This window comes from Parafilimonas sp. (assembly GCF_047606085.1).
GTDB lineage: Bacteria > Bacteroidota > Bacteroidia > Chitinophagales > Chitinophagaceae > Parafilimonas.
In genome coordinates this window covers 1-10504 of the sequence record NZ_JASGEX010000105.1, presented here as the reverse complement: position 1 = coordinate 10504, position 10504 = coordinate 1, and the positions used below count along the sequence as shown (strand labels likewise).

Below are 10504 nucleotides of genomic sequence, written 5' to 3'. Positions count from 1 at the left end.
TTGAAAAAACGGCGGCAGCTATCTTCATCGGCATACCTGCTGAAAAATTCTGACATATTCATAGCTAATTATTTTAGACAAAAATACTAATATAATTAGCTATTTCCAAATTACGGATAGTCATTATCTGCTTTATATCTTCTTCTGCCATATCCTTCAACAATTGCTGTTGTTACAGCTTTTGAGGATCTTCTTATCTGGCTGCCTTCTTCATACAACTCAAACTTTGGAAGGGATATGCTCATTTTATGTACTTCGATTGTTAAACGCTTCGACTCTTTATAAACATCTAAATCTTTATAGCTTTTCATACCTGTAACAAGAAACCTGAAACCAGCAACTAAACCAAAATTTTATTCAATAACTCAATATACAACTCAATCCCATTCTTTATTTCATCAACAAAAATAAACTCATCTGCGCTATGGCTTCTGGCACTGTCGCCCGGGCCCATCTTTAATGCAGGAAAAGGCATCAAGGCTTTATCGCTTGTTGTGGGCGAACCATAATAGGTTCTCCCTAATTCAATCCCTGCCTTCACCAAAGGGTGATCCAAAGAAATGTTGGTTGAGCGCAGGCGAAGGCTTCTTGGCACAACTTCACTTTGCACATTTTGCTTGATGATGCTTAACACCTCTTCAAAACTGTATAATTCATTTACACGCACATCCACCGTGAATTTACATTCAGAAGGAATTACATTATGCTGCGACCCTGCATTGATAATAGTTACACTCATCTTATTCGGGCCGATTAGTTCAGATACTTTATCAAACCGGTAATTTTTAACCCAATCAATATCTTTTAGCGCTTTATAAATTGCATTGTCGCCTTCTTCCCTTGCCGCATGGCCGGCCCTGCCATGTGCCGTGCAATCCAGTACCAGCAGGCCTTTTTCGGCAACGGCCATATTCATTAATGTAGGTTCGCCAACGATAGCACACCATGCAGCCCCAGCCCTAAAGGGAGTTTGCAAAGAACTTGTTGTATTTATAAAGGTTTCATCTTTTAACAGCAACTCTATTCCATTTTTACCGCTGATTTCTTCTTCGGCGGTTGCTGCGAGAATGATGTTGTATTGTAAGTTTTGCTGATGGTAGAAATGAATAAATGTAGTGATCAAAGAAACCAAACATCCACCGGCATCGTTGCTGCCAAGGCCATATAATTTACCATCTTCAATATCGGCTTTGAAAGGATATCTTGTATATTGCTTGCTGGGCCTTACCGTATCGTGATGTGAGTTGAGTAAAATGGCGGGCTTGCTTTTATCAAAATATTTATTGGTTGCCCAAACATTGTTCAGCAACCTGTTTGTTGTTATGTTTTTTGACTGGAGAAAAGATTCAATTGCGTCAGCGGTTTTATCTTCCTCTCTTGAAAAAGAAGGAATGGAAATTAATTGCTGAAGCAAACCCAATGCGTCTTTATATAAATTATCAATCTCCATCATTGAGTAATCAAAGTTCCTGTCGTTTTATCTGTTGTATTTTGAATGAGGTCGTCTGCATCGCCAATCAGTACTTCCTGCACGCCGGCATCTATTGCAGCAAAAGCATTATCTATTTTTGGAAGAATGCCGGCAAATAATTTCTGTTCATCCAGCAGTTGTTTATATTTTTCTTTGTTGATGTTGGTGATAACAGAATTTTCATCTTCTACATTTTCCAATACACCTTTCTTTTCAAAACAATATATCAGCCTTACATCATAATATGCTGAAAGCGCAACCGCAATTGATGATGCAATTGTATCAGCATTTGTATTTAGAATATGGCCCTGGCCATCGTGCGTTAAGGAAGCAAATATTGGCGTGAAGTTGTTTTGCAGCAACAACATTAAACTTTGAACATTAAACTTTGAACTATTTAAATCGCCCACCCAGCCAAAGTCAACGCCCCCATCCCCTAAAGGGGGTCGTTTTTTTGCCGGTATAATATTTCCATCAGCGCCGGTTAAGCCAATGGCATTACAATTCAATGCTTGTAATTGTGCAACAATTTTTTTGTTGATCAAGCCTCCGTAAACCATCGTTACAAGATCAATCGTATCACTATCAGTTATTCTTCTGCCGTTAATATATTTTGATTCTATGTCAAGCTTGTTGCCGATTGTTGTTGCAATCTTTCCACCTCCATGCACCACGATTTTATGCGATTTAACTGATGCAACTGATGTAAGGAATGACTTCAGCTTTCCTTCATCATCAATAATATTGCCGCCAACTTTTATTACAAATAAGCGCTCCATAATTATTAGGGTTTGCCGCCTCCGCTTAGGGAGTGTAGAAGGGAACTAATAACAGCCTGTGCTGCCCATACACGATTGCCCGCCTGTTGTGTAACGATGCTGCTGGCGCTATCCAGCACTTCATCGCTTAATTCAACATTTCTTCTTACGGGTAAACAATGCATCACTTTTGCACTGTTGGTGAGTTTCAACTTATCTTCTGTTAACATCCAATCCGGGTCGTTCTCATAAATCTTACCATAATCAGTATAAGTGCTCCAGTTTTTTACATACACAAAGTCTGCGTCTTTCAATGCTTCATTTTGGTTATGTGTGATGGCTGCGCCTTTTGTAAATTCTTCTTTTAACTCATAATCCTGCGGATGCGTTATTACAAAATCAGCTTCGCCCCAGGCATTGATCCATTGCGCGAAACTGTTGGCCACACATTGTGGCAAAGGCTTTACGTGCGGCGCCCACGTTAATACAATTTTCGGATGGCTGATAGCCGATGGCTGATAGCTGATAGCTTCTTTGATTGTAATAACATCAGTTAAACTTTGCAGCGGGTGCAGTGTTGCGCTTTCCAGACTTATAACCGGAACGCCGCAATATTTTATGAACTGCGTAATGTACAGTTCACTGTAATCATCATCGCGGTTTTTTAAAGAAGGAAAGGTTCTTATGCAGAGAATATCAAAATAATTTCCCAGCACCGGCGCTGCGTCTTTTATATGTTCAACTGTACTGCCGCTCATAATGGCGCCTTCTTCAAATTCCAGCGCCCAGCCCTCTTTGTCCACATTAAAAACAATAGCATCCATTCCAAGATTGCCTGCTGCAACCTGTGTGCTTAATCTTGTACGCAAACTCGGATTGAGAAATAATAAACCAATGCGTTTACCCGCGCCGAGGTTTTTATCTTTTAAAGGATCAGCTTTATACATCAACGCTTTTTCAACCAAAGCATTAATGTTGCCTGCATCATGAACCGATATAAATTGTTTCAATGTTTGGATAGTTTGAATTAATTATACATTTTGAATGTGAAACCGAAGCTTAATTGAAAATATGTTGTACAAGTGTTGCGACGCAAGGGGCGATGCCATGAAAACCGATGCCGGTAACCCAAACATTCATGCTTAATTTTTAAATATGTCAAAATACTCTTTGAACTGAAACATCCTGTAGCGTAGCATGCCTGTTGTTTCAACCAATATCCCGAGCTTTTCAAAATCTTCAATCAGTTTATAGGCCGACACTTTTGAAAGGCCCGTAACTTTTACCACATTATCAATTAATACAATTGGCTGCAGAAATAAATAATCGCTAAGCGTTTTTGCAACCGTAATTTTTTTACCCAGCTTAACTATTTTTTGCTCTTCAATTTTTTTCTTTATTGCAATTATTTTTTTTAGACCGTCAATTGCCTTTTGCGCTGTTTCAATTATGCCTACCAAAACAAACTTAAGCCACTGTACAAGATTATTATGTGTGCGCACACGCATAAGGTTATCGTAATACAATGTTTTGTTTTTTTCAAAGAAATCGCTCAAATACAACACAGGTTTGCTTAATACTTCATGGCTTACAAAGTACAATGAAATCATCAGCCTTCCTATGCGGCCATTGCCATCTAAAAACGGGTGTATGGTTTCAAACTGGTAATGCGCCAGGGCAATGCGCATAACATGCGGCAAGCCGCATTCATCATTATGCATCAAATTTTCAACATCGCCAATTGCCTGCCCTACCAAATCTGCTGTGGGTGGCACAAACACTGCATCTTTTAAAGATGCGCCGCCAATCCAGTTTTGGCTGCGCCTGAATTCGCCCGGCATTTTATGTTCGCCCCGCACATTCTTTAATAAAGTTTTATGCGCTTTTTTTAAAAGCCTGCTCGAAAGCGGTAATTTTTTTAAACCATTTATAGCTTCATTCAATGCTTTTATGTAGTTGTTTACTTCGCGCCAGTCATTTCTTTTTTCGGGCGAAATAAACTCTTCACGCTGCAATGTTTCTTCAATATTTGTTTGCGTGCCTTCAATTTTACTGCTTACAGTAGCTTCTTTCGCCACATGCATTTGTATAAAATGGTCTATGTCGGACACAAGCGATGCAAATGCATTCAGCTCGCCTAATTTTAATGTGGCTTTATCGCAAAGCTGCGTAAGCTCAATATCGCTCCACTTGTACTGCATGTTTATTTTTTCGGGAATAAAATATTTATACCCTGAAGTTTTTGCAAACACGCCAGCTTTAAAATTGCTTAAATCCTGCACTAAAATAGTTTTCAGCAAACTTAACTAAAAAATAAATAAGTTAAGTTTAGTGGCATAAACTTAACTTAGATGACTTCTAAGTTAACCTTGCTTCAAATTACCTTCAGGCATTTTTTTATCTTTTTGATCACCAGCTATAGTTTTTCATGGTATCGTTTGTTGCAGTTTATCCCGCACCTGATGCGGGATCGCAACACTGCATCTGCATATTTTCAATTAAACCAAAGGCTCATAATCTTTAAAGCGCTAACTAATCAAAGAGCTATTCCAGAATAAATGAACGCAATCATGCGTTTGCGGTTTCGGGAACTATCTGTATGCCTTTCATCTCTGCAATAGCTTCATTCAACGTATCTAAAAATTCATCTGCCTGCTTGCGTGTAATATTCAATGCAGGCAATAAACGAATTACGTTTGGTTTTGCCTCGCCGGTGAAGATGAAATAATCATTTAATAACTTTTGGCGCAGGTCTTTAATGTCTTCAGGCACATCAAAACCAATCATTAAGCCTTTGCCGCGAACATTATCAAGTCCATCAATGCTTTTTAATTTATTGATGAGGTACATGCCGCGCTGCTTGCTCATCTCAATCAAATTATCCCTTTCAATTACTTCCAATACGGCCAGGGCCGCAGCGCAAGCCAGTTGATTGCCGCCAAATGTTGTGCCCAGCAGGCCATGCTGCTTTGGCTTAATGTAAGGTGCAATTAAAATACCACCAACCGGAAAGCCATTGCCCATGCCTTTTGCCATGGTATAAATATCTGCATTCACACCTGCATGGTCCAGCGCAAAGAACTTTCCGCTTCTGCCATAGCCGCATTGCACCTCATCAGCAATAAATAATGCATCGTTGGCATCGCATAGCCTTCTTATCAGTTGCAAAAAACTCTCGCTGGCAACGTTTATGCCACCAACGCCCTGTATGGCTTCCACAATAACTGCCGCCACTTTACCATCGTTGGTTTGAAAATATTCTTTCAGTGCAGCTTCATCATTGAACGGAAGAAAATCAATATTGCCGGTTTCATTTACAGGCGCCACAATATTCTTATTGTCTGTGGCAGCAACTGCTAATGATGTTCTGCCATGGAAAGCTTTATTAAAAGCAACAATCTTTTTTTTGCCTGTGTGAAATGATGCCAGCTTTAATGCGTTTTCATTGGCTTCGGCGCCGCTGTTAACGAGGAATAACTGATATTCTTCTTTACCGCTAACCTTGCCTAATTTATGGGCCAGTTCCTGTTGAATTGGAATATGCACGGAGTTAGAATAGAATGCAATTTTTTCCAGTTGGTCTTCAATTCGCTGAACCCAATGCGGATGTGTGTGGCCAATACTGATCACGGCATGTCCTCCATACAAATCAAGATACTGCACACCATTTTCATCCCATACATAAGAGCCTTGCGCTTTGGTAATAGTAATGTCGTTTAAGGCATAAACATCGAATAAAGTCATAAGTTGTAAGTTGTAAGTAATAAGTTATGGGCGCACTTTATTAATAAGTGCAATCAGCATGCCTTTTACTTCGTTAATTAATTTAAATAATGTTTGAAAAACTTCTTCTTTTAAATATGATAAATCCTTTGAAAGGATAAGAAAATATTCTAACTCGTTGGCTGAACCTAATGCAATGTTTAAGAAATGAGCAAACTCTTGACTTGAATTCTTTCCACATCCTTCTGCAATGTTTGCCGGTATTGCTGAAGCTGCCCTCCTAAGTTGATTTGTTAAGCTATAGATTTCTTCTTTAGGAAAAACCTTGGTGCATTCATAAGCCTGTAACGTAAATGAATGTGCTTTTTCCCAAACTTTTAAATCTTTGTAATTCTGCATTACTTATAACTTAAAACATGCTCCCTTTTAATTTAAGGCCGGTCGTTTCATTCAAACCAAACATTAAATTCATATTTTGAACCGCCTGGCCACTTGCCCCTTTTAATAAATTATCAAGCGCGCTATGTACCACCAATTTGCTGCCAACTTTCTCTAATTGTATCACACATTTATTGGTATTTACTATTTGTTTTAAAAAGATGGGTTCGTCACTAACAATGGTGAATGGATTGCCCTTATAAAAATCTTTATATAAATTTTTCAATTCTTCCGGAGATGCTTCGCAATGCACCGTTGAACTGATAAAAATACCGCGCGTAAAATCGCCGCGCCAGGGCACAAAACTAATGCCCCCATCCCCTAAAGGGGGTTTCTGTAGCTGCGTGAGCGATTGCATAATTTCTCCAAGATGTTGATGGGTTAACGTTTTATACGCCTGTATATTATTGGCGCGCCAGCTAAAATGAGAAGTGGCAGCTAAAGATTGGCCGGCGCCGGTAGAGCCAGTTATTCCTGTTGTATAAATTTCATCCAACAGGCCCGCTTTTGCCAACGGTAATAAGCCCAACTGAATAGCTGATGCAAAACAGCCGGGATTGGCTACATTGTGCGCCGACTTAATTTGCTCTTTGTTTAATTCAGGTAAACCGTAAACAAAGCTGCGGGACTTGAACTTTGAGCTTTGGGCCAGGCGAAAATCGTTGGCAAGGTCAATTATTTTAATAATATCAGCAATTTCATTTTCAGATAAAAACTTTTTTGAATCGCCATGACCAAGACATAAAAAAAGCACATCAATACTCCCATCCCTTAAAGGGGTGTTATCATCCGTAAACTTCAATTCTGTTTCGCCAATTAAATCCTGGTGCACTTTAGAAACAGGGTTTCCGGCATTGCTTTTACTATGAATAAAACGAATATCAGTATTTGGGTGATTAATTAATAACCGGATCAATTCGCCGCCTGTATAACCCGCGCCACCTATAATACCAACATTAATTTTCTTCATGTTCAAAACAATTAAATCTATCGTTATTAGTTGAAGGCTGAGAGCTTAATATAAATTCAAGATCAGTATTTGCATTATTTACAATGCGATGCTTTTTACCAGCCGGGATATGAAAGCCTTCATTTTCTTTTACTGAAAAAACCTGCCCTTCCACCTCAAAAGTTGCACTTCCTTTCAATATAAAAAAGAACTGCTGTGCATTTTTATGATAATGTAAACTTTCTGCAGCACCCTCCGGCATTAATTCCTGTTTTACAGATAACGCATCTGTTTCAACAAAAATCCATCCATCACAATCGTTTCCCCATTTGTAATGTTGCAAAGCAGTATGTTTATTCAGAACCTGCATGATAATTTTAAAGTAGAAGGTATAGGGTTTATGGCGTAAGGCCTTAAACCCTATACCCTAAACCTTACCCCTTATTTAAAAAATGGTACATCGCGGTTTGATTGCCAAAAATTTTACTGAAGCCACGCACATCTTCACCGGTAAAGCCTGTATTCATCTCGCCATATTTTCCAAACCTGCTGTTCATGAGATCATGTTCGCTTTCTATGCCGATTATTTGAAAACGATACGGCATTAACTGCACAAATACATCACCGGTTACATTTTGCTGTGCGCTTTGCAGAAAAGCTTCCATATCACGCATCACCGGATCAAGTATCTGGCCTTCATGCAGCCAGTTGCCATAAAAGCTTGCAATATTATCTTTCCAGCTTAACTGCCATTTGGTAAGCACATGTTTTTCCAGTGCATGATGCGCTTTCAGAATTACCATTGGCGCTGCGGCCTCAAAACCTACACGACCTTTAATGCCAATAATGGTATCGCCCACATGTATATCGCGGCCAATGCCATAAGGCCCGGCAATGGCTTGCAAATATTGAATGGCTTCTGATGGATGGTTGAAAGTTTTACCATCAACACCGGTCAATTCACCTTTTTCAAAACGTAAACGGACTTCCTGGCTTTCCGACTTGCTGACTTGTGTAGGCCATGCTTCTTCCGGCAATATACCTTTGCTTTTTAATGTTTCCTTACCGCCAACGCTGGTGCCCCACAAACCTTTGTTGATGGAATACGCTGCTTTTTCAAAATTCATATCAACACCTTTCTTTTTCAGGTATTCAATCTCTGCTTCGCGGCTGAGTTTGAGATCGCGAATGGGCGTTATAATTTCAACTTCGGGGATCATAATATGAAACACCATATCAAAACGCACCTGGTCGTTGCCGGCACCGGTGCTGCCATGCGCAACTGCCTTTGCGCCCACAGCTTTTACATGATCTGCAATGTGCAATGCCTGCACTAATCTTTCTGCACTTACACTTAACGGGTAGGTATTATTTTTTAAAACGTTTCCGAAAACAAGGTATTTGATAATGCGGTCGTAATAACCTTTTACGGCATCAATGGCTGTATGCGTTTTTACACCAAGTTTATAAGCGTGCTCTTCAATTTTTTTTAATTCATCTTCGCTGAAACCGCCCGTGTTTACGATAATGCTGTGCACATCGTAACCTTTATCTTCATTTAAATATTTTACACAAAAAGAAGTATCGAGGCCGCCGGAGAAACCGAGAACGATGGCGCCCCCGTCCCCAGAAGGGGTGTTTGTATGTTCGTGATTATTTTGAGTTGCTGACATTGTGCTGCTGAAATAAGTTTTGCTTTATGAATTATGCTGAATAATGATATGCCGTACAAGTGTTGCGGCCCCGCATCAAGCACAGGGCAGGCTCCAGGAACAATGCCATTTGTTTTGTTGCTGGTACCCAAAAAAATCAGGCAAAAATAGTGGCGAACATGGCAACCAGTGAACGTTTTTTCTTTTGTTTCACAGCTTCCATTTTTGGCTTGTCTTTTTTCTGGAAGGCTTTCAGAAAACGGTTTTTCTTGCGGCGTAATAGCCTTGCATATACTTCGCTTTTTTCCTGAAAATGTTCCCTGGTTTCCTGCGGTTCGTAATGATCGGCAGGATCGTATAACATGGCAGTGCACATACAATTTTTGCGCTCCTTCATCATAAGAATATCGTAGTTCACACAGCTTTTGCAACCGGCCCAGAATGTTTCATCCTGCGTAAGTTCGCTGTAGGTAACGGGCTCATAACCGAGATCGCTGTTTATTTTCATTACGGCAAGGCCGGTGGTTAAACCAAATATTTTTGCTTTCGGATATTTTTGCCTTGAGAGCTCAAATATTTTTTTCTTTATCTGTTTTGCTACGCCGGTTTTTCTGAAAGCAGGCGATACGATAAGCCCGCTGTTGGCAACAAATTCACCGTGGCTCCATTCTTCAATATAACAAAAGCCAACCCATGTGCCGTCTTTTGTGAGCGCAATCACTGCCTTGCCTTCTATCATTTTTAAAATGATGTATTGCGGGCTGCGCTTGGCAATGCCGGTACCTCTTGCCATGGCGCTTGCTTCCATTTCCCTGGTAATGGTTTCTGCGTAATCTGCATCGCTGGAATTGGCGATGCGCACTATGATATTTTGATTCTGTTCCACTTTGCTTTGCTTATTGTAAAAAGATAATTGTTTGCGTGTAACGGCTTACACGAATGCATTAAAGGCTGCATGTTGCGGGATATCAAATTCTTGGTCGTCGCACAAGGCGGAAGCAAAACGGGTTTGGCAATAAAACAACACTCATTATGCAATGATGAGAAACATATAAGTTGTTATGTGTTGTATTCTTTTTCAACGTTAGTTCAATATAAAATTGTGAACCAATATTTTTTGAGGGCGTAAAATTAGTAATGTTTAGAATATAAATGCGTTAAAATTTTTTTGTAAAGTCTATACCATTTCTTCCCTGTTATGTTTTCCTGGATAAATGCAATTGCATTGCCAGGTTATTTTAATGAAACCGGGCATGATAATTTTTTCTCACACAACCTGTCCCGAACCAGCTTCGGGAGGGGAATGCCTGCCTGCCGGCGAGGCAGGTACATAGCAAGGTGCTCCCGAAGCAAGTTCGGGACAGGCATGAGACCACTGAAAAAATAAATATGTGCGAATGAACGCCCTTTTAACTATACTCCTCGCTGGATAAAAATGTGCAATCATTGATTTGCCAAAGTACAAATCTATTCTTATTGCCAGCCTTACATTAAGTAAGGCAAGCATAAAACA

11 protein-coding genes are annotated in these 10504 nt (G+C 39.8%); all 11 read right to left on the bottom strand.

Going from position 1 to position 10504, the window contains the following annotated elements:
* Nucleotides 1–110: 110 nt before the first annotated feature.
* The 11 genes from QM629_RS09205 to QM629_RS09155 all read right to left on the bottom strand — a co-directional run bounded on the left by QM629_RS09205 (nt 111) and on the right by QM629_RS09155 (nt 9877).
* Nucleotides 111–311 carry a four helix bundle protein gene (locus QM629_RS09205; RefSeq protein ID WP_415159431.1) on the bottom strand — a complete coding sequence of 67 codons (201 nt, stop codon included), beginning with the start codon at nt 309–311 and terminating at the stop codon, nt 111–113.
* A 29-nt stretch (nt 312–340) separates the two neighbouring features.
* Nucleotides 341–1453, bottom strand: a complete 1113-nt coding sequence (locus tag QM629_RS09200) for a M20 family metallo-hydrolase (protein ID WP_415159429.1) — start codon at nt 1451–1453, stop codon at nt 341–343.
* Nucleotides 1450–2250, bottom strand: a complete 801-nt coding sequence (gene argB, locus QM629_RS09195; protein WP_415159427.1) for an acetylglutamate kinase — start codon at nt 2248–2250, stop codon at nt 1450–1452. Before argB ends, QM629_RS09200 begins: the two co-directional genes overlap by 4 nt.
* Before the next feature lie 5 nt (nt 2251–2255).
* On the bottom strand, nt 2256–3239 hold the full coding sequence (locus tag QM629_RS09190) for an acetylornithine carbamoyltransferase (RefSeq protein ID WP_415159425.1): 984 nt from the start codon (nt 3237–3239) through the stop codon (nt 2256–2258).
* Between the two features lie 132 nt (nt 3240–3371).
* On the bottom strand, nt 3372–4511 hold the full coding sequence (locus tag QM629_RS09185; RefSeq protein WP_415159423.1) for a Fic family protein: 1140 nt from the start codon (nt 4509–4511) through the stop codon (nt 3372–3374).
* 286 nt (nt 4512–4797) lie between these two features.
* Nucleotides 4798–5973 (bottom strand): aspartate aminotransferase family protein, encoded by a 1176-nt coding sequence (locus QM629_RS09180; protein WP_415159421.1) that lies wholly within the window; start codon nt 5971–5973, stop codon nt 4798–4800.
* Between the two features lie 24 nt (nt 5974–5997).
* Nucleotides 5998–6351, bottom strand: a complete 354-nt coding sequence (locus QM629_RS09175; RefSeq protein WP_415159419.1) for a four helix bundle protein — start codon at nt 6349–6351, stop codon at nt 5998–6000.
* Nucleotides 6352–6361: 10 nt separating this feature from the next.
* Nucleotides 6362–7360: an N-acetyl-gamma-glutamyl-phosphate reductase gene (argC, locus tag QM629_RS09170; protein WP_415159417.1), complete on the bottom strand. Its 999-nt coding sequence runs from the start codon at nt 7358–7360 to the stop codon at nt 6362–6364.
* Nucleotides 7347–7682 carry a cupin domain-containing protein gene (locus QM629_RS09165; RefSeq protein ID WP_415159415.1) on the bottom strand — a complete coding sequence of 112 codons (336 nt, stop codon included), beginning with the start codon at nt 7680–7682 and terminating at the stop codon, nt 7347–7349. The genes argC and QM629_RS09165 overlap by 14 nt, the downstream gene beginning before the upstream one ends.
* Before the next feature lie 91 nt (nt 7683–7773).
* Entirely contained in the window at nt 7774–9012 is a 1239-nt protein-coding gene (gene argG, locus QM629_RS09160) for an argininosuccinate synthase (protein WP_415159413.1), read from the bottom strand.
* Nucleotides 9013–9148: 136 nt separating this feature from the next.
* On the bottom strand, nt 9149–9877 hold the full coding sequence (locus tag QM629_RS09155) for a GNAT family N-acetyltransferase (RefSeq protein WP_415159411.1): 729 nt from the start codon (nt 9875–9877) through the stop codon (nt 9149–9151).
* Between the last annotated feature and the right edge of the window lie 627 nt (nt 9878–10504).

Bases quoted from the DNA above. Each gene is read 5' to 3' on its own strand.
- QM629_RS09205 (WP_415159431.1), bottom strand. From the start codon at position 311: ATGAAAAGCTATAAAGATTTAGATGTTTATAAAGAGTCGAAGCGTTTA.
- QM629_RS09200 (WP_415159429.1), bottom strand. From the start codon at position 1,453: ATGATGGAGATTGATAATTTATATAAAGACGCATTGGGTTTGCTTCAG.
- argB (WP_415159427.1), bottom strand. From the start codon at position 2,250: ATGGAGCGCTTATTTGTAATAAAAGTTGGCGGCAATATTATTGATGAT.
- QM629_RS09180 (WP_415159421.1), bottom strand. From the start codon at position 5,973: ATGACTTTATTCGATGTTTATGCCTTAAACGACATTACTATTACCAAA.
- QM629_RS09175 (WP_415159419.1), bottom strand. From the start codon at position 6,351: ATGCAGAATTACAAAGATTTAAAAGTTTGGGAAAAAGCACATTCATTT.
- argC (WP_415159417.1), bottom strand. From the start codon at position 7,360: ATGAAGAAAATTAATGTTGGTATTATAGGTGGCGCGGGTTATACAGGC.
- argG (WP_415159413.1), bottom strand. From the start codon at position 9,012: ATGTCAGCAACTCAAAATAATCACGAACATACAAACACCCCTTCTGGG.